We start from the raw sequence: 21,328 nt of genomic DNA, 5'->3' as shown, positions 1-21,328 counted from the left end.
AGCATCGGTCATAACCCCGGGTTATTGTATTCCAGGGAATCGGGAACGACAAATCCACTATCCCTTCCATTATACCACAGCAGGCACTCACTGTCACCGCGTGCATTCCATGGGATGCAGTAAAGCCTTACCAGCGACGACGGCATTGAGGAAAGAGACGATACCGAGACCCAGTACCCCTGGGAGGAGCCTGTCATGGAAGAGATCTGCTCCTTTTCGGAAACACCGGGATTGAGAGTCACCGACAAGCCTGAGGCCAGATCCTGGCACACGACGCGGTATCCTCCCCGCGCCTCATAATTATCAGCTCTTGCAATCCTTTCCTTCAGATAGACAAGTGAGGTCCCGTCAGGAGAAAAGAGGGGCCATGGATTGAGAACAGGACCCTGATCGATGACCTTCGCCTTCCCCGTGAGGGTATTGACAAGAAAAAGGGCTCCATCCCTCTCGCCATAACAAAGGTATTCTCCATTGGGAGAAAAAACCGGCTGCACCGGGTCATCGGGAAGCTTCACGCCGCTGCGGATCGCCGAGGCGGCAAAATCAAAGAGCTTGCAGCCCTGGGGCCTTGTCTCCATGACGGCAAGCGAATCATTGGGGGCAACAGTGACGAAAAGGGAACCCTTCACAAGGGGGGTAAGCTTCAGTTCCTTCCTGTACGGCATTTTATAAAGCATGCCATTGAGAAAGACAAAGAGCAGGTCGCTGGTGAAGTGGCCGTATACTCTCAGGCCAAGGGAGAGATCGCCTTTCATGATGAACTTCTCCCATACTATCTTTCTGGCCCCCACGTCATAGAGGACGAGAGAGGCCTCCCCCTCGTAGCGCTCCTCTGCCACCACCATGTTCCTGACCCTGAAGCAGAGAAGAAACTTTCCATCCTTTGAGACTCTGAAGCTGTTGCCTGTGGAGACTACTTTCCCCTCCGGCGTCATATAGGCATGTGAGCCCGGGAACAGCTCCTTGAGGCCGGTCATCGCCCCGCTTTCAAGGTTCAGAATAAAAGCCGTGAGCTTCCAGGTCTTCTCATCGATCTTGTAGAGGAGGACCTTCCCTTTGCCCACATTGCGCGGGGCCTGTTCCTGGCCAAGATAACTCTGTGACGTCACCCCTGCCTGGGAGGTGGGAAGAGTGACCAGAAGCCTTCCCGGGCTGCCGGGATTTTCCACGACAATGACTTCTGTCTTTGCCTTTCCAGGCCTGAGGACCACAAGAGGATTTCCGTAGACCGGGGATGCCCCCGGAGCAATCAGAAAAAGCAAGGCAAGAGCCATAAGGATTCCGCTCTTTCCGTTCACCATGACCACTCCTTTCACTGCGGGAGCCCTGAGGTCCCTCCTTCTTTATTCCTGACAAATCATTGAATCCCTTTTGCCGCAGCCCCGTGCATGGAGAGGTTATGAAGGAGAGAAGGATTTTGTAAAGAAAAGATATCTGACGGTGAAAAGAAATCGAGGCGAGGTGATTCCATGAGAATGCGAGGCGGAGCTATCTTCATGCTCATTTTCCTTCTCTGCCTGGCAACCCTGGCAGCCCTGGCGGCCGACAGGCAGGAGGGCAGCATCACTATCAACGCAGAGGGTTTCCGGAACGACAAGGGAGAGATGAAAGGTGCGCTTTTTTCATCGGCCGACGGCTTCCCTTACGAAAGCGGCAAGGCACTCAAGACCTTTTCGGCTCCCATATCGGAAGGGCATGCCACCGCAACCATTGATGCAATCCCCTATGGCACCTATGCGATAAGCCTTTATCATGATGACGACTCAAGCGGCAAGCTCGAGCGCGGCGCCTGGGGAAAACCCAAAAAGGGCATCGGGATATCGAACAACCCCCCCAAGCGCAACCGCGCGCCCCGCTTCGACGAAGGGCAGTTTACCCTGGGGGAGCCCCGGAAGAGCCTCCCGATCACCATGATATATTACTAGGGCAGCGCTCCGGGTGACGACGCCCTGCAGGTACGCCAGGAAAGCAGGTAATATATGAAATTTATTCTGGTTATCCTTCTCTGCATGATGGGGATCCTCAATGCATCCTGCGCACCGCCCCCCACCACGGGCACTCCTTCGCCGCCTCCCTCCCCCGTGAGTGCCGTAACGCCTGCTGATGCCCCCCCCCAGGCATCCCCTGATATGGCCGCGGTCATGAGAGATGCAGTCGCGAAAAATGACCTGGAAACACTCAAGAGCCTCCTTGCCCGGGACAAGCGCTGCGCCTCCGCAAAAAACGCCTTTGGCTGGACGGCCCTCCACGAGGCTGCCCTATCGAACAATGTGGAGGCGGCAAGGCTTCTGCTGGAGGCAGGCTCTCCCCTTGAGGGAGCCTGCAGGGGGGGAGACACTCCCCTTCTCACGGCGACCACGGCAGGCCACAGAGAGGTCAGCGCGCTCCTCATGGAAGGAGGCGCCAATATCAAGGCGAAAAACGACAAGGGCTACACGGCTCTCCATAACGCCACCCACATGCTGGACAGCTCTCTCGTTGAATCACTTATCTCCAGGGGTGCCGATACAAGGGCTTTCACCAAGAAAGGTCTAACCCCCCTTCATGATGCGGCATACCACGGCAATGTGGCTGCCGTCAGAGTGCTTCTTGCAGAAGGCTCGCCCATAGATGAGGAAGACGGCTACGGATGGACAGCCCTCCACTGGGCTGCCCATGACGGCCACAATGACGTGGTAAAGGTGCTTGTCGAAAAAGGAGCAAAGCTCAACCTCAAGGACAGGTCAGGCTGGACAGCGCTCCATAAGGCCGCCTACGCGGGAAACGTGGAAGTCGTGGAATTGCTTGCCACTTCAGGTGCAGAGATTAACCCGAAGGACAAGAAAGGAAAGACGCCCCTCTTCTATGCCGCAAAAAAAGGGAACAAGGAGGCGGCGGCTCTCCTTAAAGCCAAGGGGGGCAGATAGGCCGTTTTGTTGCAGGGCTGAAGACGTCATGCTATAATGGAACATAGCAGCGATGCTCCGCGACTGGAATAACGAAAGTGAGGGAAGCGTGGGCGAAGATCCGCCGGTTTATTCCATAAAAGAGATCATCAATCTGGAGAAGCTCCGGGAGATTTTTGAAGCCTTCTCAAAAGCCACAGGATTCACTACGGGATTTGTCTCCTATCCAGGGCAGGAGCTTCTCATCTCCACAGGATGGCGGGATATCTGCACGAAATTTCACCGCACCACCCATGAATCCCTCAGGCACTGCAAAGACAGCAACATGGAGCTCACCGAGAAGCTCAAGAATCTTAAGGAAACCAATATTCTTCCCTGCGGGAACGGCCTCGTTGACGGCGCGACACCTCTCATCGTGAACGGAATCCACCTTGCAAGCCTTGCGACGGGGCAGGTTTTTTTCGAGAAGCCAGACATTGAATGGTTCAATGAGCACGGGAAGGCTCTGGGCTATGATATGGAGAGGTATCTCAGGGCCGTCGATGAAGTCCCCGTGGTCTCTGAAAATCAGTTCAGGGAAGTCCTTGCCTTTCTGTCGGAGCTGGCGTCTTTTATCGTGGAATACGGGATCGCGAACCTGCGCCTCAAGGAATATACCATAAAGCTTGAAAAGGAGATCACGGAGCGCCTCAGAGCAGAAGAAGCCCTTAAGGAGAGCCAGTCAAGATTCATCTCCCTCTTCACTTCGATGAATGAAGGGGTGGCTCTCCACAGGATTATCCAGAACGAGGAGGGCATCCCTGTTGATTACAGGATTCTCGTGGTCAATCCCGCTTTTGAGAGAATCACCGGCATCCCGAAAGAGGAAGCCGTGGGAAAATATGCTTCAGAGCTCTACGGGACTGGCAATCCCCCCTACCTCAATGAGTACAGCAAAGCTGCTCTCACCGGTGAGCCTGCCTCTATGGAAGTCTTCTTCGAGCCCTTGGGAAAACATTTCAGGATATCGGTGTCATCGCCCGAAAAAGGCATTTTCGCCACCATTTTTGAGGACATCACCAGGAGAAAGAAGGAGCAGGACGAGCTCAGGAGGCTCAATGACGAGCTGGAAAAGATGGTGGAAGAGCGCACCGAAGAGCTTATGCTTGTCAACAGGGAACTTGAGTCCTTTTCCTATGCGGTTTCCCATGATCTGAGGTCACCTCTGAGAAGCATCGACGGGTTTGCCACCATACTCCTTGAGGAATACCGCGACAGGCTTGATGAAACGGGGAAAGACTACTTTCTGCGGATACAGAAAGCGAGCAAGAGCATGGGCCAGATCATCGAGGACCTTCTCTCCCTCTCACGGGTCACCCGCGGCACTCCCCTGTTAAATACCGTGTATCTGAGCGACCTTGTCAAAACCATTGCAGAGGAGCTTAAAAAAAAGGATCCCCACCGTCATGCACAGTTCATCATTGAAAAGGATCTCACTGCACAAGGTGATCACCGCCTTTTTCCCATTGCCATAGAAAATCTTCTGGATAACGCGTGGAAATTCACCGAAAAAAAGCCCGAAGCGCTCATAGAATTCGGGAAAACCCTCAAGGACGGGAAAACCACCTATTTCATAAGAGATAACGGCGCCGGATTTGACCAGTCGCAGGCCCACAGGCTCTTTAACCCCTTTCAGAGGCTCCATTCCCAGGATGAATACAAGGGAAGCGGCGTGGGGCTCTCGACAGTGAAGCGAGTCATCCAGCGCCACGGCGGGCGCATATGGGCCGAAGGAAAAACCGGCGAGGGAGCGGTATTTTATTTTACCCTCAACGAAAAGCACGAAGCACTCAACAAGGCACATCAATGAAGAAAGGGTGAACTCATGAAGTACGGCAGCATTCTGATTGTCGAAGACAACAGCGATGACGAGTACCTCACCGTGCGGACCCTCAAAAAGCACAACCCTTCGAGGGATCTCATCGTAGCCCGTGACGGCGAAGAGGCCATGGACTATATCTTCGGCACGGGGAAATATGAAACCAGTGACAGCCGCACCCTTCCTCACCTTGTGCTGCTTGACCTGAAACTGCCCCGTACCGACGGGTTTGAGGTCCTCAGAAAAATCAGGCGCGACGACAGGACCAGGCTTCTCCCCGTCGTGGTGCTCTCATCTTCCGGTGAGGAAGATGACATACTGAGGAGCTATGAGCTCGGAGCGAACAGCTACATTGAAAAGCCCACGGACTTCAGCCGCTTTGAAGAGATCATCATGTCTCTTGCAACGTACTGGTGCTGCCTTAATATAGCCCCTCTTTTATGATATCTCCCGGCGCCCCGCAGAGGCAAAAAAAGGGCGGAATTTCTTCCGCCCTTTTTTTTCATAGAAGCTGTGCTTAGCGCATCGTGAGCGCCATGATGGCTTTCTGCACATGGAGACGGTTTTCAGCCTCATCATTGACGATTGAGAGAACGGGATCATCAATAAGCGCGTCGGTGACTTCCTGTCCACGCTTGGCAGGCAGGCAATGCATGTATTTGGCGCGCTTGCTTGCATTCTCGAAATGCTTGTGTGAAATACACCAGTCTTGCTTGAACTTATCCCTGTTCTTCTCATGGAGCTCGGGATTTCTCGCCCATGATTTGCAGTAGATGATATCGGCGCCCTGGCAGGCCTTCCAGATATCATGCTCCACCGTGACGGACCCGCCCGATTCCTGGGCAGCTTTCTTGGCAAAATTGAAATATTCAGGATCAATGTCATAACCCTCTATATCAGGGTAAGCAAGCACGATATTCATCCCGAGAATTCCTGCGGCAGCTGCCATGGTCTGCGGCACTCCTGCTGACTTTGCCCGCTCGTCATAAGCCCAGCCCATGACTATCTTCTTGGACTTGTAGCTGTCGCCGAACTTCTCTTTCATCGTCATGATGTCAGCCATGATCTGGCAGGGGTGCTCCTTGTCATCAAGGGCATTGATGATGGGAATAGTGGCATATTCAGCAATAGCCCGCAGCACATTCCTCGCATCTCCATATTCATAAGTGTCGGTACCCATCTGTGTCTTCAGGTTATAGAGGCGGATCATGAAGCCTTCGATGAACCGGCTCACCATCTCGGCCGTATCTCTCCATGATTCCTTGTTCTTGAGCTGGAGCTGATCCGGTGAATAATACTGGGCATGGCCGCCGAGCTGGGTCATGCCTGTTTCAAAGGAAATCCTGGTCCTCGTTGAAGGGGATGCAAAGAGCATTCCCAGTGTTTTGCCTGCAAGCAGGGGGTGAGGTTCGCCGACAGCCACGCGTCTCTTCAGATCGAAGGCAAGCTCGAATATGGTCTCAAGCTCTTCCTGTTTGAAGTCCATGATGCTGATGAAGTCCCTTCCCTTGAGATTTGTTTTCATTCTCTGTCCTCCTTATTGATTATTTGTGATTTTGCAGGCTGCCCTGCAATTAAAAAATCGTCTGATAAGAGGTAAAGGTGTGAGCTTTGCCCTTGATCTCCCTTAGGTTATACACAAAAGCCCTACATTCCTCTCTGAGGTGCACAGAATGCCATGGTATTTCTGACAGGAACCATGGGCGAAAAAAAGAGCCCCTTTCCGGGGCTTCTTTTTTTTCATGATGGAGGTGGCGGGAATTGAACCCGCGTCCGAAAAGATCCCCACAGAAGCTTCTACGCGTGTAGCCTGTGTTTTGTTTTTCGGGACGTACGCCTCCCCCAGGCAGGATGCGCAAATCCCAATCCTCTTTTTTGGTTCCCCCGCGTGCCAGGGGCCTTCACGCAGAGTATCCGGCTGTTTTGACGCCCAGTCTGACCCCGCCGGCAAGGCCAGGTGGACGTAACCACACTAGGCGGCTAAAGCGTATTCGTTGTTGTTGTGTATTCGTTTCCGCTCGTTTAACGAGAGCACGGAACTCGACGCGCCACTTCTGCCAGAATGCTCCCCGTCGAAGCCAAGTCACCCCCTTTTCGCCTTCCATTATACCACGGAACCCTTGCGGATAGCAAGAATCATCCCTTCAGGTCAAGATAGAGGGCCATGAGCTCCGTCGAAGGGGAGATATTGAGCTCCCTCTTCAGGATCTGGGTGCAGAACTGGTACTGCTTGATGGCAAGCTCTTTCTGGCCGAGGGCCTGGTAGCACTTCATCACCATCATATGGATATCCTGGCGGCAGCTGTCATGGGTGAGGATCTTCTGGCTGTAGTCGAGGGAGACCTCGTATTTCTTCACCTTGAAGAAATGGTTTGCAAGCCTCACCAGGACGTCAATATACATTTTCCTGATGTTTTCCCGGTATTCGATGGCCCAGTCAGAGAAGTAGCCCTCAAGAAACTCCCCTACATAGAGTGCTTCCGATTTCTGGAGCTGGGCAATGCCCGCCTCCTCCTTGCCCTCGTCAAGGTAACGGGACCCGAGCTTATAGAACTGCTCGAACTCCTTGAGATCGATGTAGTGCTCCGCCTCGGTGTTGAAGCGGTAGAACTCCTTTTCGTGAAGGATATAGTTCACCTTCTGATCGCCGACGAACTGCTGAAAAAGCTGCCTTATCTGGTAGAGGGCCGTATGAAGGCTCTGGCGGGACTTCTTGGGAGGAGAGTCGGGCCAGAAGGCATAGAGAAGCTTCTCTTCCGGCACGTCCTCGTTCCACCGTGAGAGAAGATAGGCCAGCACATATTTGGATTTCTTGGTCTTCCACTCCTCGTCCTTGATGAGGCTGTCGCCGCTTGCGAGCCTGAACTTCCCGAGGCAGTAGCTCCTCAGCACGGGGATCACAGGCTTGCCGGAAATGTTGGAGAGGGCCGTCTGAGCCTGCTCGCGGACCTTTGCCGCGGGGTCATCGAGCATCTGGCGCAGAAGAGCCTGAGCCTGCCCGGTGGCAACCTTTTCCAGAATCTCGATGAGAAGCACTCTGTTTGACTCAACGGGTGACTGCACAAGGCTCTCCAGCTCCTTGGTGGTCTGCTGGCCCAGGGTGACCACCAGCTCCATCACGGCTTCCTTTTCCACCTCGAGCATCAGGGCGTTTATCAGAAGGGGAAAGGCACGCTTCCTTTCGATAAGAAGGGTGTCATAGTCATTATAGTGCTTCACAAGGCTTATAAGGCTCCGGAGGGATGTGGCAAACTTGGCCCTGAACTCCGTGGAGCGCCCCGCATTCTGCGAATATATGCCGGCAAGGTAGAGATCGGCCAGGGTCATCTTCTGGTGATCCTCCCAGAGTTCGAAGGTCTCCCGGGCCCCCCTGAATTTCTCTTCGGCCTCGGCCCAGCGGCCCTCCTCGCCAAGGACGAGCCCGAAGGTGCAGAAGGCCGATCCTTTCGAGAGCTTTCCCATCTTCTCGGCAAGGGAGATATTTTTCTCTGCAAGGCCCCGGGCCCTTGTAAGCTCACCCATTTCAAGGGAGAGGCGGGCAATGCCGTCAGCGGCCTCAAAGCTGAGGATGTCAGCCATGTCCTCCTCCATCTGCAGGCTTTCCTCGTAAGCCTGGAGCGCTATCTTGTGCTGCCCGAGCTCCCTGAAGGTATGGGCCAGGTTGATGAGGGTCTTGCGCCGCTTCTGGCGGGAGAGCTCCTCTTCACGCTCCCGTTCCTCGTCGGCGGGATCTATCTCGCCCCTCTCTTCGAGGCCCTCGGCCTCCACGAGGGGGGTCAGGGCTTCGACCACGCGGGGATCAAACTGCGTGCCTCCATGGCGGGAGATTTCCGCCAGGGCCTCGGCGGGAGAGAGGGGATCGCGGTGCGGCCTCGCTGAGATGAGGGCGTCGTAGGCTTCCGCGACGGCTATTATTCTCGATTCAATGGGGATATCGTCGCCTTTCAGCGCTGCAGGGTAGCCTTTGCCGTCATAACGCTCATGGTGATGGAAGAGAATCATCACTATCTCCTGGAGGCCCGGCACCACTGCAAGAATCTCCCGTGCAGCCTGGGGATGGCGCTGCACCGTGGCAAGCTCCTCCGCCGAAAGGTTCCCCTTCTTATGGAGAATCGACTGCTTCACCTCTATCTGGCCCAGATCGTGAAGGAGCGCCGCCGTCTCCAGGATCAAGGTCCTCTCCCTCGGATAGCCCATTTTTTTGAAAATCTGGAGCGAAAGTGTTGCGACTCTCTTTGAGTGCCCGCTGTAGTAAGGATCCCTCTCCTCAAGAAAGAAGGCAATCTTTTTCATTGTCGCAAGGAGCTCGTCCCTTGTGCGGCCCTCTTCACCGGCCGGGGTGCCTTTATGGAGGGTCTCTATGCTTTTTCTCACGCTTTTCAGGAATTCCTGGGCGTCAAAAGGCTTATACAGGTAATCATCAACGCCGAGCTTGATGGCCCTCACAGGATCTTCCTCGCTTGCATAGCCGGTCATGATGATGCTCCGGAGCTCCGGCTGGGATTTGCGAAGCGCCGCCAGGGTCTCCAGGCCGTCCATCCCGGCCATCCTTATATCACAGATGAGAAGGTCAAAGGAGCTCTCCTTGATCTTCTCGATGGCCTCAAAACCATTGGCTGCGGCAATCACGTCAAAGCCTTCATCCTCCAGCACCACGGTGACCGTATCCCTCATCGAGGGATCATCATCAACTACCAGAATCTTTGCATTCACCGGCGAACCTCCTCATCTTGTCAACATAATGCCACCCATCAACTTCTTCGTGCCTGCCCTCAGCCCCTTCTCGCAGGCACCTATCCACTCAGGAACATCACCTGATACGGTAGAACATGTCAAATATTTTCATATACTGCCTGATAACGACATACCCCACGTAGCCGCCGGCCATGAGCAGCACCAGCACCGGGAGTATCACAAAAAACCTCTTCATTGTGTGGTCAAGCTGCTCGTCAAGGATATCGGCACTCTTCAGCAGCATCGTCGCCATCGTGCCGGTCTCCTCCCCTGTGGCAATGAGCTGGAGCGCCAGGGGCGGGAAAAGGCCCGACTGCCTGAAAGCCTGGGAGAGCGGCGTCCCCCTGTCAATGGCGGGGGCGATCTTCCTGAACCGGCCCGCCAGGAGCATGTTCCCGCAGGCAGACGAGGCGGCGGTGACGCACTGGTTCACGTTGATCCCCGATTCATAGAGGTTTGCAAAAGCCCGTGCAAAGCGGGCCACGGCAAATTTTTTTATCACGCCTCCGACGAGAGGGGTGAACACAAACACCGAATCACAAAAGCTCCTGAAAGCCCTGGAAGAGGCAAGCACGGTATGGAGCACCGCAAGGGACGCCACAAGGGCATAAAAAGGGACAAGGACCGTGAGGATCACGCGGAAATAGGTGGAAGCCTCGCCGGTGAAGAGGTAGAACAGCGGCGGAAGGAGAACGCTCCCGTGAAAGATGAGAAGCGGGTAGATCATGCTGCTCATGAAGCTCATCCTGAAGGCCTGCACCTTTTCAAGGAAGAAGGCCAGCTCCCTCAGTTTTTGATCCAGGAACCCTCCCGTTTCACCGACCCGCACCATGGCGATCACAAAGTCATCCCTTATGCCGGGGAGCTCTGAGAGGCCGTCAGAGAGCCTCCCTCCCTTGGCGACAAAATCAGCCATGGCAAGGGCAAAGCGCCGCTGGCCCCGGGAGAGGGCATTGGTGCCGATTGTCTCGAGAGACTTCACGATCGGCACGCCTGCTTTCAGCATGGTGGCCATCTGGGTGAAAAAGGAGATCTGGTCCTTCAGGGAAAGATGCAGCACTTGTTACTCCTTGGAAGTTCCTGCCATGACCGTGACACTCCGGTCAAGATGAATGTACTCTCTCGCCACCTTCATGAGGTCCCGGGCACTAATGGTTCCGTAAAGCCGGGGAAGGCGCTCGACATAATCGGCGCCAAGACCGAAATATTCAATATCGGCAAGCACCTCGGCCATCCTGCTGTTTGTCTTGAGTGCGACGGCGAAACCGTTCACCAGAGTGCTTCTCGCCTCCTGGAGCTCCCTGTCGCCGACAGGCTTGTTCTGCATTTCCTCAATGACCTTTTTGACCGCCCCAAGGGATGGGGCAACATTTTTTTCATGGGTCCCATACATGACCAGCCATGGCGCCCTGCCGGTGCCCTCAACCTGGAAGCTGAAGACACCGTATACCAGGCCGCGCTTTCCCCTCAGCTCCTTCCCAAGGCGGCTTGTGAGCGTATTGCCGCCCAGGATGGCATTGAGAAGCTCAAAGGCGTAATAGTCAGGGGAGCGGCGGGCCAGGCCGATGCTCCCCAGCACCACTGAGACCTGGGATTTTCCCTTCATGGGAATCACTTTTGTCCGGGATGCGGCAGGATCTGCCACGGAAGGAATTGAGAGGGGCGGTGCCTCTCCGGCTGCGTTCCAGCTTCCCCAGTGCTTTTCCACAAGCGCCTTCGCCTCGCCCGGAGTCACGTCTCCTACGAGAATAATGACAGTCCTGTCGGGGCGGTACCAGGTCCTGTGGAAAGCTTCAAGATCCTCCCTGGTGATATTCCTGAGGGTCTCCTTGTATCCCTTTACATTGGCGCGGTAAGGATGGCCCTCAGGGTAAAGCAGCTCGCGGAAGGCGATCTGGGCCTGGGACTGAGGGTTGTCGGCCTGCTTTTCAAGCTGAGCCTCCACCTCATGGCGCACTTTCTCGAATTCCTCCGCGGGAAATAAGGGAGCCGACACCTCAAGGGAAAGCAGCTCCACTGTCCTGGCCAGGTGCTCCTTGAGGGTCCAGGCAGAGATCCTTGTCACCTCACGCTCTCCCTGAAAGGAGATGCTTATACCTTTGAGGTCGGTCTCATCAGCAATCTCGTGGAAGGTGCCCGAAGCCCCCCCCCTCTCGAGCATTGAAGCTGTGAGGTACGAGAGCCCTTCCTTCCCGGAAGGATCGGCAATGCTGCCGGTCCGGATGTAGCCGCCTAAGGTCACCGTGGGAATGGCATGGTTCTCCTTCACGATGAGAACGAGTCCATTGGGGAGCACCACGCGGGAGAAGGGAAATTTTCCCTTTGATTCCGTGTGCTTTCCGCTGCCCTCCAGGGCCTTCCCCTGGCCTGAGCTCTTCTCGAGGGGAGTGTGTGCCGCATAGCGAAGATGTTTTTTCCCTTCCCGGGAAGTCCCGTCCTGGCCGCCGATATTACCCCGGGCGCAGTAGAGACCGGAGGACCTCAGGGCGGGATCAAGGTAGCGCAGAGCTGCCTTTTTCACTTCCGGCTCACTCACGCGCTTTACCCCCTCGAGAAAATCGTCAAAGTACCGGTACGTATAGATTGCCTCGTACCATGCAAGGTATTCCGCCTGGGTGGTCGTGCTCTCCCGTGCCCGGTAAAAAGAAGCTTTTACGCCGTTCACCGCTTTTTCAAGCTCCCGGGGCCTGAGAGGCTCATTCTGAAAGCGCTCCAGCGCATCAAGAATGGCCTTTTCCACTTCCTCAGGGGACTTCCCGGGAGCTACCGCTGCCACTATCGAGTACATGCCGGGATCGACGTTTTCCCAGAGGGAAGCGCCCACGCTTGAGGCAAGCCCGCGCTCCACAAGAGCCCTGTAAAGCCGTGAGCTCTTCCCCCCCGCGAGGATCGCGTCAACGACGGCAAGGGCATGCATATCCCCGCTCTTTACCGGGGGAGCGGGAAAGGCCAGCTCCACATAGGAGGTCGTCCCCTCCTTTTTGACAGTCACGCGCTTCTCCCCCATGGACCGAGGCTCTGTGGCGCGGACTCTGGGCACCAGAGGCCCTGGAGGGAGGCTCCCGAAATGACGCTCCACGAGAGCCTGGGCCTCTTTCGCCTTCACGTCTCCCACAATGGTGAGCACCGCGTTGCGAGGCGAATAGTAGGTTCTGTAATAGGCCGTCACATCATCCTTGGTAAGGCCTGCCACGTCGCTCTTGAAGCCGCCTACGGGCCACATATAGGGATGAGCCTCAAAGTGGAGGGCCTGCACCTCGTTCCCCAGGATCTCCAGGGGCGAGTTCTCGTCTCCCTCCAGTTCTGAGAGCACCACCGTCTTCTCCTTGACAAGGGCTTTGCCGTCGATGATGGTGCCGGTCATCCTGTCGGCCTCGATGGCGAGCGCCGTCGGGAGTCCATGGACGGGGAGCGTCTCATAATAGCCTGTCACATCGTAGGTGGTGAAGGCATTGTATTCGGCACCCAGCACATCAAGGATCCTGGTGATGGTCCCCTCGGGATAGTGCCTGGTCCCCCTGAACAGCATATGCTCCAGCAGGTGAGAGATCCCCGTGGTGCCAAGTTTCTCGTTGCGCGATCCCACGCGGTACATCACAAAGAGCGCAGCCACAGGCGCAGAGTGATCCTCTCTCACAATAACGGTCAGGCCGTTCCTGAGGGTCGCTTTCACCGTCTTCTCAGCAGCGGGGGCGCCCCGGGCGGCATCACCAAGGAACAGCAGAATGAGAGAGAGCACGAGCACTCTGACAGCATGTTTCATTGGATGTTCCCCTTTCTTTCCCTCATTGCGGTGCTACTTCACTATCCTCACGCGGTTTCCCTGAGGGGCCGTGATGGTTTTGTGCCTCTTCACATACTCCTCGAGGACATCCCGTGCCACCCCTCCGAAGGTAAAGTTCCTGCCCTCCTTGAGGCCCTCGAAATCGCCGGTGGTATAATAGAGAAAATCAACGGTGGCAAAACGGTACTTCTTCTCTTTCACCAGAGGGGAGCCGCCGATGACAGGATCAATGACCCTCTCGCCCTTCTCCTTATTCCTGTCGTAAGTGAAGGTCATGCCCGAAACCTGCACATACTTGGGATTGGTGATGAAAAACTCTATGGCGTCAAGGATCTGTTTTCCTGTAAGCTCCAGGGTCACGATGTAATTGTCAAAGGGAAGGACGGTAAATATGGCTCCCCTGGTCACAATGCCCTTGTAAATAGGGGCCCTTACGCCTTCCGTATTGTAAAGCACCACGTCGGCGCCGTATTTTTCCCTCACCGCGTCAGTGACCACGTTCCCAAGGACTGTATCTCCATATCCCTTGGGTGCCACATTGAGGAGATCGACCTCGGCGCGCCCCACCACTTTCTCCATGAGTGGCTTTACCTTCACATAATAGGGCTCGAGGAGCTTCTGCACCGAGGGATCAGGGATGATTTCCTTGTCAATGACGGCGTTCAGCGCGTGATCAGTAGTCCATGAGAGCATTCTGCCCGTATCTCTGTCAACGGTGAAATGGAACTCGCCCAGGTATTTCCCGTTATAGCCTGCCTGCACGATAGGGATGTTGTTCACCACCTCGGTGCTGGCCAGGGCCGTGTGGCTGTGCCCGCCTACGATGAAGGAGATGCCCTCGAGCTTCGGCGCGAGCTGCCTGTCCACTTCAATTCCCAGGTGGGAGAGGATTCCCACGACCTTCACGCCCTGGTCCCGGAGGGCTTTCGCATACATTGCCACCGGCTCCTCAGGCGGGATAAACTGAAGCCCCTCGATATTGAGAGGGTTGCACATCCGCGGCGTCGAGGGGCTCACAAGGCCGATGATCCCTATTTTCATCCCCGAGCGCGTCACCACGACATAAGGCTGCGTCCTGGGAAGGGGCCTGCCATTGGCTTTCTGCACGAGATTGGCGCATACCACGGGAAACCTGAGGCGGCTGAGCTGCTCATCAAGCTTTTTCATTCCCCAGTCGAACTCGTGGTTTCCCAGGGCCATGGCATCGTAGCCCAGGTAATTCATGTACTTGGCCACGGGCTGCCCGAAAAATATATTGGAGATGGGAGTGCCCTGGGAAATGTCGCCGGCGTCAAGGAGGATGACCTTCCCCGGATTTTTCTTTCTCAGCTCCTTGACCCTGGTGGCGATAAAGGCCGCGCCGCCCACCTTGCTCTGCTGGGAAAGGCGCCTGTCCTCAAGAGGCAGAAGGCTTCCATGGAAATCGTTGGTATGGAGGATCACGAAGCTCACAGGCCTCTCTGCCCGGGCCCTGCCGGCAGAGGCACCCATGAAAACCAGGAGCGCCAGGATAAGAAGCCTGGCTGAGATATGGTGCATAGTGTGACTTGTCTGCGAATCTTTCATAATAACCTCCTGTCATTGATAATAGTCCACTGAAAATGCGAGAAAATCGCCTCCAGCACGCTCCCCCCTATGGCACGGGCCTTGTCGGAGATGAGGCTTACGTCCACATCGAAGCGGCCGTCAAGGTCTCCAAGTTTTTCCCCCCTTCTCACCGCAAGTCCTTCTTTCAGGAGCCCCCTCACCACGCCGTCAAAAGAGGCTTGAAGCCCTTCCTTCCCCACGCGGGCAAGCTCATCACCGGCGCTCACCCTGTCTCCTATGGCGACGCAGGGCTTGAAAATACCGTCACAGGGCGCCCGGAGCACGCGCTCTGCAGCCCTTCCCTCGAGCTCACCGGGAACTCCCGTGTCGGCGATTGCCTTCCCCTTCCGGTATTCCCTTCCAAGCATCATTCCGCGCTGTGTCTCAATGACCACGTGGGCATCCCTCCCTGCCTCTATCTCAGGCCCTATCCCGATAACCAGGGGGGCATCGCCGAGAGACATCGAGGGCTTTTTCTTGAGCATCCTTCCGTCTATGAGGATGGAGGGCCTGAGCTCCCCGAGGGCCAATCCCCCGGGATCGACGATCACCGGGATATGGGAGCGCCTGGCTTTCAGGGGAAGCTTTTCAAGGCGCGCCGTGACGCCCTCCACAGTCCACTCACCCGCATAGACCGCCTCCGCGAAGCTCACGGTCCTTCTCACCATCCTTGGCTCCGGAAGCTCCAGAATCACCGGCCTGAAGCGGCACATGAAAAGCCGGTGGGCCACGCCGGTTGCCAGGTCACCGCCGCCCCTCATGACCACAAGGGGAGTCCCCATCGGTATCGCCTCCTTCTCGGGAAATTGTGGTTATCCCTGCCCTTTCAGGCATAAATCCCCTTCCGTATCAATGTCAATGAGCACTCCCCTGTCAGAGGTCACATATTCCACCAGCAGCTCACCATGCCTTTCAATCACTGAAATCCCCCCCCTGTCGCCTTCCAGCGCGGCAAGAGAGGGATAGAGGGACCTGGAGAAAAGGACCGGGTGCCCCCTCACCCCTTCATGGAGGGGGACAAGGAGGGAGCTCTCTGACTTTCTCCAGAAGCCTATCATCCCGTTGATGGTGGCCACCTCAATAAAGGGCTTATCAGCCAGAGCGACAAGGACCGCGGCGGAACGGGGTGAAAGGCTCGCCATACCGCACCTTATTGAGCTTCCCATCCCCTCACGGTACTCCCTGTTCACCACTACCTTTGTCTTGCCAGCACAGAGCCCAAGGCTTTCCCTGATGGATTCCTGGTGGTGGCCCAGCACGAGAATCACCTCGCCGGCCTCTGAAGCCTCATACTTTGTGAGGGCCTGGGAAACCATGGGCCTTCCCTCTATGGGGACAAGCTGCTTGGGTCTGCCCATCCGCCTGCTCTCTCCGGCGGCAAGAAGGATCACCGAGATAAGGCTGCTCTTTTGTTCCATTGGATGCCTGCTCCCTGCCATCTGGATTCATGAAGCACCAGGAGCCCCCCGGCGGATCGCTGCCGAACAGGGGGCCTCTGAAAAATACCGCTACCGGGGGTCGCAGGGAGCGCACTTCTTCTCTCAGGGCCTCGGCCCCTGCAAGCTCCTGCCTGGTGCTGATTTTATTCAAGATGAGCACCCTTTTTCCCTGGGAAGCCCTCTCAAGGTAACCGCCATTCCCGAGAAGGAGACGGCCGAGAAGGGGCAGATCGATACATGACGACCCTGACGCGAGGCTCCTGACAATCTCCGGCCTGTGGACCGTCCTGTGGCTCACTTCCCTGCCAAGGACATCAAGAGCCATGACCACCAGAACCGTTGTCTCAATCCCTGAAAGAACCGGCTCGTGATCCCTGTAACCTTTCAGGGATTTTCCCCTGCTCCCGTCAGCTTCCGAGATAAGGGCGTCAAGGCCCGGAAGAGCTGCAAGTGCCGCCATGGTGGGAGGCGGAACTCCCTGGAGCTTCCCCTCTTTCTCACAGAGGCCTAAGGAAATATGGCCATAACGGGCCAGAAGGCCCTGAAGAAATGCCTCCAGGTCTGCGGGGGCCCTGTCAAGGGTCACCACATAAGGCGACTGCTCCTCCGAAGGGTACCATATCCTCGTCGTAGTCGTCGTGATGACCTTTTTCCCCGAACGCTGAAGCTCCCGGGCAAGCTGAAACATGAGATGAGTTTTCCCCCCGCTCCCGGTGAGGGCAATTGTCTCTTTTGAATGCAGCTCTAGGATATCGGCAAAGCTCTTTGATGGCATGGCGAAACAGCCTTTCCTGCTGAGATTCTGCCTGCCGGGGGAGCGCTCCTTTTTCCTGTGCCGCTCTTCTCAGGGTCGCCGGGCTCCTCTTCCTCGGCCGGCCTGAAATGATAAAATCTTCCGCGGCAAAAAAAAGGTAAAGAGTGGCGGGTATAGAAAAAGAATGATTATTCTCTGTAGAAGCTTTATCATTAAGGAGTGGGATCATGGAGCTTGATGATGAAATAACGCAAGAAATGACCATAGAAGACCTCCTCCACATCATGGTGGAAAGAGGCGCATCGGATCTCCATCTCAAGACAGGGAGCGCCCCCATGATCAGGGTTGACGGAGAGCTTACGCCCGTCACTTACGAGGTGCTCACTCCCGACGTGGTGAGAAGGATGATTGAGAGCATTCTCTCTGATGAGCAGAAAGCACGTTTTGTCGCGGAGAAGGAGCTGGACCTCGCTTACAGCGTCCCGGGTCTTTCACGCTTCAGGATAAATGTCTATCTCCAGCGGGGCACATGGGGCACGGCCGTGAGAGTCATCCCTTCAAGGCCCTTCACCATCGATGAGCTCAAGCTCCCACCGCTCTTGAAGGATCTTGCCATGAAGCCCCGCGGCCTCATTCTTGTCACGGGTCCCACGGGAAGCGGCAAATCAACGACCCTTGCCTCCATGATCAATCACATCAACGAGAACCGCCGGTGCCATATCGTATCGGTAGAGGATCCCATCGAGTTTCTCCACAAGGACAAGAACAGCGTCATCAGCCAGCGCGAGGTGGGCGCCGACACCCACTCTTTCTCCCATGCCCTGCGCCATGTGCTGAGGCAGGACCCCGATGTGATTCTCATCGGCGAAATGCGAGACCTTGAAACCACACAAATCTGTATTACCGCTGCAGAGACGGGCCATTGCGTCTTCGCCACCCTGCACACAAGCAGTGCACCTACCACTGTAGATCGCGTCATCGACATTTTCCCGCCCCATCAGCAGCAGCAGATCAGGATGCAGCTCTCAGTGACCATCGAGGGCATCCTCTGCCAGACCCTCCTGCCCAAGGCAAAGGGAAGCGGCCGCGTCATGGCCATGGAAATCATGCCTGTCACGCCGGCGGTGAGAAACATCATCCGCGAAGGGAAAAGCCACCAGATACCCAACATCATCCAGTCAGGCGCCCAGTACGGGATGCAGTCCCTGGACATGGCCCTCAGGAACCTTTACCTCCAGGGGCTTGTCACTTTTGAGGACGCCCTGGCCAAGGCCGCCGTGCCTGAGGAATTTGCCCGCCTTGTAGGACGCTAGAAAAGCGAGAAAGGGAGAAAGAGCATGCTTACCCATGAGGATCTCTTCAGGCTTATGATGGAGAAACGGGTCCTTGAGGCCCACCTGGTACCGGGAAGCCCGATCATGCTGAGAGATAAGACAGGCGATCTCTCGCCTACCGATGCCAATATCCTGAGCCCCGGCGATACCAAGAAATTCGTCAGCGACATGATGAATGACAATCAGAAGAATGAATTCATCCAGAAGAACGAGATTGACTTTGCCATCAGTGTCCCCGGCCTTTCACGGTACAGCATCAGCATTTTCATGCAGCGCAACTCCATCTCCGCCATAATAAAGACTGTCCCGCCCGCGCCGCCCACCTTCGAGGAGCTGGGACTCCCCGATGTCTTCAAGAGCATCTCCACCAGGGTCCAGAGAGGCCTCGTGGTCATCTGCGGACCCAAGGGGAGCGGCAAATCCCACACCCTCGCCGCGATGATAAACTACATCATCGAGAACAGGAGCTGCAAGATAGTCACCCTGGAGAACCCCATCAAGTTTCTCTTCAAGAACAAAAAGGGGATTATCTGCCAGAGAGAGGTCGGCATCGACGTGAAAAACCCTCTGGACGCTCTCGACTCCATTCAGCATCTTGGCGCCGATATCATCATCGTGAACGAGATCTCCTCCTACGAGACCGCAAGCCGCATCCTCACCCTCGCGGCAGGCGGCTACCTTGTCTTTGTCACCGCCATAGCACCTTCCGTTCAGGTGATCCTCGAGACCATCATAGACCTCTACCCGGCGAATCTCCATGATCAATGCAAGACCTACCTGGCAGTGGGCTTCGAAGCCGGCGTCTCCCAGGTGCTCTGCAAGAAGGTGTCAGGCGACGGCGTGATACCCGCCTTTGAAATCTGTATCGCCACGCCGCCTGTCAAAGTGTTCCTCAAGGAGGGCAAGATTCCCAATATTTACCAGATTATGGCCTCATCGGGAAGGGAAGCCGGCATGACCACCCAGGAGCATACCCTCAGGTCGATGATCAAGAAAAACATCATCACCCAGGAAGAAGCCTTCTCCAGGGCAGTGCGGCCCGAGGAGCTCAGGAAAATCCTGGCGCTCCCCTTCTAGGAAGACGCCGGCATGCCTTGCAGGTGATGGTCCCCTTGAAGCTTCTGCAGAAGGTAAGGTAAAATATCTTCACCGTCTTCCCATGTTTCTTCATCTCCAGGGCCTCACTTGAGGTGACGGACTCGAAGTTCTGCGAGAAGAGCTCCACCATGTTCTCCCGCTCGTAAGTGGGAAACCTGTCCACATAGATGGCATCCATCCCCTCGAGCCCGCGATAGTTCTCCCATTTCTGGTATTCCCTTCCCTGGAGGTTCCATGGCGAGTAGATGTGCACATAGTCCCCCATGTAATAGGTGAGAGCGCTTGAAAGGCTGTAATTGTCCGTCATGATGAATACCTTCTCAGGCCCTCCCCTGGCCTTCTGGAGCTCCCTGAGATGCCCTGCAAGATCCTCGTAAGCGTACATCTCAATCAGGCCGTTTCCGCGGTCCTGCGCTTCCCCTACCGGTGATGTCTTTGCACAGAGGGCCATGAGGCTCTTCGGGGAGAGAGCGCAGAAATAGAGGAGCCCCGTAAGAGCGAGAAGGACGGCACACATCAGCATGATAAAGCCTTTCCCCACATATTTCATGACGCCCGGCGCCTGCCTTGTAAAAATCTCCTCGACGAGAAGCGCTGCGCTTATGGTCGCGGTAAGGGCACCGGCAATGGGCCAATACATCTCCACATGCTCAAACATGCTCACAGAGAAGAAAAACAGAAAGATGGGGAGCGAAAAGGAAGCGCAGAAAAGATGGTCATCTCTTCCCTCGCGCACTCCCGCGAGAAGTGAGCGGAAAAGGGCAAAGAGGGAGAAGAAGAAAAAGAAAGGCGACAGGGAAAAGGCCTGCATCAGCAGGAAATTAGCAAAAGAGGCGGGATCGGGCGAGAGGGGAAAATGGTGGCGGGCCACCAGCTGAAAATCAAAGTTCTCCCAGTGATGGAGGGAATTCCAGATAAGAAAGGGGGAGAATAGCAGCAGGGCACCTGCCATGGAAAGATAGAACCCCTTGCGGGCAAGCTGCGGCCGGTGCCTTTTTGAGAGAAAGAGAAAGAGGAGGAGTGACAGGGGAAGAAAAAATGCCATGAGCTTTGAGAGGAGGGCACCTCCAAGGGCAAGGCCCGAGAGAAACCAGTCGGTGCTGTTCCCCGAAGCGAGGGCCCGCACTAACAGAAAAAGATAAAGGCTCCAGAAAAAAATGAGGGGCCCGTTGGGCGTGACCATCGTTGAATCAATGGCAAGATAGGGGATGAGGAGAAAAAAAAGCCCTGCCAGAAAGGCGGTCTTGTCGCTGCCCGTGAGATGGCGGGCGGTGAAATAGAAGAAGAGCGAGTAAAGAAAGGCTGCGCCCACTGAGCTCATGCGGATCATAAGGACTTCCCGGCTTCCCATCATGGTGGAGAGGGCGATAAACCAGGCAATCATCGGGGGGTGATCATAATAGCCCGAGGCCGGTATCTTGGACCAGAGGTAATAATAGGCTTCGTCTCCCGACAGCGGAAGCCTCATCGCGCAGGCCATCCTCAGGGCTGTAAAGAGGGCCACAAGCACGACAAAGATGACGGGATAGGGATTCCTCGCAATCCTCTCCTTCCATGAAGTAAAGAGCTGGAACACCTTCCTGGCCATCATCGTGTGAAAGACTAGAGAAAAAAACCTCACCCTACCCTCCGCGGCAGAAATCCGCCAGACCATCAGGATCGCCCTGTGCGGAACAATAAATTCGGCATGCGCAGGGTAAAACCTCTCAAAGCAGGAACTCCAGGGGGAGAGAGGGATGCCCGGCGGTTTCGAATGGTGAATCCCGGGATTACAGGAACTTTCCCCGAACACGTCAAATTTCAGGAGGAAAGGGAGTTCCCGCGCTGACTGCAGGTCAAAAAGGCCCGCAGGGCG

At 55.7% G+C, this 21,328-nt stretch carries 16 protein-coding genes and 1 other RNA gene; 6 read left to right on the top strand and 11 right to left on the bottom strand.

From position 1 onward, the window contains the following. Window positions 1-8: 8 nt before the first annotated feature. Window positions 9-1,301: a hypothetical protein gene (locus RDV48_07615; protein ID MDQ7822642.1), complete on the bottom strand. Its 1,293-nt coding sequence runs from the start codon at window positions 1,299-1,301 to the stop codon at window positions 9-11. 168 nt (window positions 1,302-1,469) lie between these two features. On the opposite strand from RDV48_07615, the gene RDV48_07610 reads away from it, so the two are divergent. The 4 genes from RDV48_07610 to RDV48_07595 are packed head-to-tail and all read left to right on the top strand — an operon-like array spanning window position 1,470 to window position 5,187. Then, on the top strand, window positions 1,470-1,925 hold the full coding sequence (locus RDV48_07610) for a DUF2141 domain-containing protein (protein ID MDQ7822641.1): 456 nt from the start codon (window positions 1,470-1,472) through the stop codon (window positions 1,923-1,925). 54 nt (window positions 1,926-1,979) lie between these two features. After that, window positions 1,980-2,906 (top strand): ankyrin repeat domain-containing protein, encoded by a 927-nt coding sequence (locus tag RDV48_07605; protein MDQ7822640.1) that lies wholly within the window; start codon window positions 1,980-1,982, stop codon window positions 2,904-2,906. 52 nt (window positions 2,907-2,958) lie between these two features. Then, window positions 2,959-4,734, top strand: coding sequence for a PocR ligand-binding domain-containing protein (locus RDV48_07600; protein ID MDQ7822639.1), 1,776 nt, complete (start codon window positions 2,959-2,961; stop codon window positions 4,732-4,734). A 15-nt stretch (window positions 4,735-4,749) separates the two neighbouring features. Then, the gene (locus RDV48_07595) at window positions 4,750-5,187 is read left to right on the top strand and encodes a response regulator (GenBank protein MDQ7822638.1); all 438 of its coding nucleotides are present in this window, start codon (window positions 4,750-4,752) and stop codon (window positions 5,185-5,187) included. Window positions 5,188-5,260: 73 nt separating this feature from the next. On the opposite strand, the gene RDV48_07590 is transcribed toward RDV48_07595, so the two are convergent. From RDV48_07590 to yqeC, 9 genes are all read right to left on the bottom strand, one after another. Beyond that, a complete protein-coding gene (locus tag RDV48_07590) occupies window positions 5,261-6,268 on the bottom strand; it encodes an ornithine carbamoyltransferase (GenBank protein ID MDQ7822637.1) in 1,008 nt (335 codons plus the stop codon). Window positions 6,269-6,486: 218 nt separating this feature from the next. Then, window positions 6,487-6,834: a transfer-messenger RNA gene (gene ssrA, locus RDV48_07585) on the bottom strand. A gap of 45 nt (window positions 6,835-6,879) precedes the next feature. Then, window positions 6,880-9,456, bottom strand: a complete 2,577-nt coding sequence (locus RDV48_07580) for a response regulator (GenBank protein ID MDQ7822636.1) — start codon at window positions 9,454-9,456, stop codon at window positions 6,880-6,882. A gap of 97 nt (window positions 9,457-9,553) precedes the next feature. Continuing rightward, on the bottom strand, window positions 9,554-10,537 hold the full coding sequence (locus RDV48_07575; protein MDQ7822635.1) for a type II secretion system F family protein: 984 nt from the start codon (window positions 10,535-10,537) through the stop codon (window positions 9,554-9,556). A gap of 3 nt (window positions 10,538-10,540) precedes the next feature. Next, the gene (locus RDV48_07570; protein MDQ7822634.1) at window positions 10,541-13,240 is read right to left on the bottom strand and encodes a pitrilysin family protein; all 2,700 of its coding nucleotides are present in this window, start codon (window positions 13,238-13,240) and stop codon (window positions 10,541-10,543) included. A gap of 33 nt (window positions 13,241-13,273) precedes the next feature. After that, on the bottom strand, window positions 13,274-14,827 hold the full coding sequence (locus tag RDV48_07565; GenBank protein ID MDQ7822633.1) for a 5'-nucleotidase C-terminal domain-containing protein: 1,554 nt from the start codon (window positions 14,825-14,827) through the stop codon (window positions 13,274-13,276). After that, window positions 14,824-15,630: a selenium-dependent molybdenum cofactor biosynthesis protein YqeB gene (yqeB, locus tag RDV48_07560; GenBank protein MDQ7822632.1), complete on the bottom strand. Its 807-nt coding sequence runs from the start codon at window positions 15,628-15,630 to the stop codon at window positions 14,824-14,826. Before yqeB ends, RDV48_07565 begins: the two co-directional genes overlap by 4 nt. A gap of 30 nt (window positions 15,631-15,660) precedes the next feature. Continuing rightward, window positions 15,661-16,206, bottom strand: coding sequence for a nucleotidyltransferase family protein (locus RDV48_07555; protein ID MDQ7822631.1), 546 nt, complete (start codon window positions 16,204-16,206; stop codon window positions 15,661-15,663). Continuing rightward, entirely contained in the window at window positions 16,136-17,062 is a 927-nt protein-coding gene (gene yqeC / locus RDV48_07550; GenBank protein MDQ7822630.1) for a selenium cofactor biosynthesis protein YqeC, read from the bottom strand. Before yqeC ends, RDV48_07555 begins: the two co-directional genes overlap by 71 nt. A 206-nt stretch (window positions 17,063-17,268) precedes the next feature. Here yqeC and RDV48_07545 point away from each other — a divergent pair, with 206 nt between their 5' ends. Together RDV48_07545 and RDV48_07540 are read left to right on the top strand one after the other, a co-directional pair. Beyond that, window positions 17,269-18,354 (top strand): type IV pilus twitching motility protein PilT, encoded by a 1,086-nt coding sequence (locus tag RDV48_07545; GenBank protein MDQ7822629.1) that lies wholly within the window; start codon window positions 17,269-17,271, stop codon window positions 18,352-18,354. Between the two features lie 24 nt (window positions 18,355-18,378). After that, complete coding sequence (locus tag RDV48_07540) at window positions 18,379-19,452, top strand: ATPase, T2SS/T4P/T4SS family (protein ID MDQ7822628.1); 1,074 nt, start codon at window positions 18,379-18,381, stop codon at window positions 19,450-19,452. Here RDV48_07540 and RDV48_07535 read toward each other — a convergent pair. Further along, window positions 19,424-21,094 (bottom strand): glycosyltransferase family 39 protein, encoded by a 1,671-nt coding sequence (locus tag RDV48_07535; GenBank protein MDQ7822627.1) that lies wholly within the window; start codon window positions 21,092-21,094, stop codon window positions 19,424-19,426. The genes RDV48_07540 and RDV48_07535 overlap by 29 nt on opposite strands. Window positions 21,095-21,328 lie beyond the last annotated feature (234 nt).

It is taken from the genome of Candidatus Eremiobacterota bacterium (genome assembly GCA_031082125.1).
GTDB lineage: Bacteria > Vulcanimicrobiota > CADAWZ01 > CADAWZ01 > Ess09-12 > Ess09-12.
The sequence above is the reverse complement of the archived record's forward strand: the minus strand, read 5'-3'. Positions and strand labels throughout refer to the sequence as shown.

Excerpts from the sequence above, each read along its gene's own strand:
- RDV48_07590 (MDQ7822637.1), bottom strand. The coding sequence starts at position 6,268 with ATGAAAACAAATCTCAAGGGAAGGGACTTCATCAGCATCATGGACTTC.
- RDV48_07610 (MDQ7822641.1), top strand. The coding sequence starts at position 1,470 with ATGAGAATGCGAGGCGGAGCTATCTTCATGCTCATTTTCCTTCTCTGC.
- RDV48_07615 (MDQ7822642.1), bottom strand. The coding sequence starts at position 1,301 with ATGGTGAACGGAAAGAGCGGAATCCTTATGGCTCTTGCCTTGCTTTTT.
- RDV48_07600 (MDQ7822639.1), top strand. The coding sequence starts at position 2,959 with ATGCTCCGCGACTGGAATAACGAAAGTGAGGGAAGCGTGGGCGAAGAT.
- RDV48_07555 (MDQ7822631.1), bottom strand. The coding sequence starts at position 16,206 with ATGGGCAGACCCAAGCAGCTTGTCCCCATAGAGGGAAGGCCCATGGTT.
- yqeB (MDQ7822632.1), bottom strand. The coding sequence starts at position 15,630 with ATGGGGACTCCCCTTGTGGTCATGAGGGGCGGCGGTGACCTGGCAACC.
- RDV48_07540 (MDQ7822628.1), top strand. The coding sequence starts at position 18,379 with ATGCTTACCCATGAGGATCTCTTCAGGCTTATGATGGAGAAACGGGTC.
- RDV48_07565 (MDQ7822633.1), bottom strand. The coding sequence starts at position 14,827 with ATGAAAGATTCGCAGACAAGTCACACTATGCACCATATCTCAGCCAGG.
- RDV48_07595 (MDQ7822638.1), top strand. The coding sequence starts at position 4,750 with ATGAAGTACGGCAGCATTCTGATTGTCGAAGACAACAGCGATGACGAG.
- yqeC (MDQ7822630.1), bottom strand. The coding sequence starts at position 17,062 with ATGCCATCAAAGAGCTTTGCCGATATCCTAGAGCTGCATTCAAAAGAG.
- RDV48_07545 (MDQ7822629.1), top strand. The coding sequence starts at position 17,269 with ATGGAGCTTGATGATGAAATAACGCAAGAAATGACCATAGAAGACCTC.
- RDV48_07605 (MDQ7822640.1), top strand. The coding sequence starts at position 1,980 with ATGAAATTTATTCTGGTTATCCTTCTCTGCATGATGGGGATCCTCAAT.
- RDV48_07570 (MDQ7822634.1), bottom strand. The coding sequence starts at position 13,240 with ATGAAACATGCTGTCAGAGTGCTCGTGCTCTCTCTCATTCTGCTGTTC.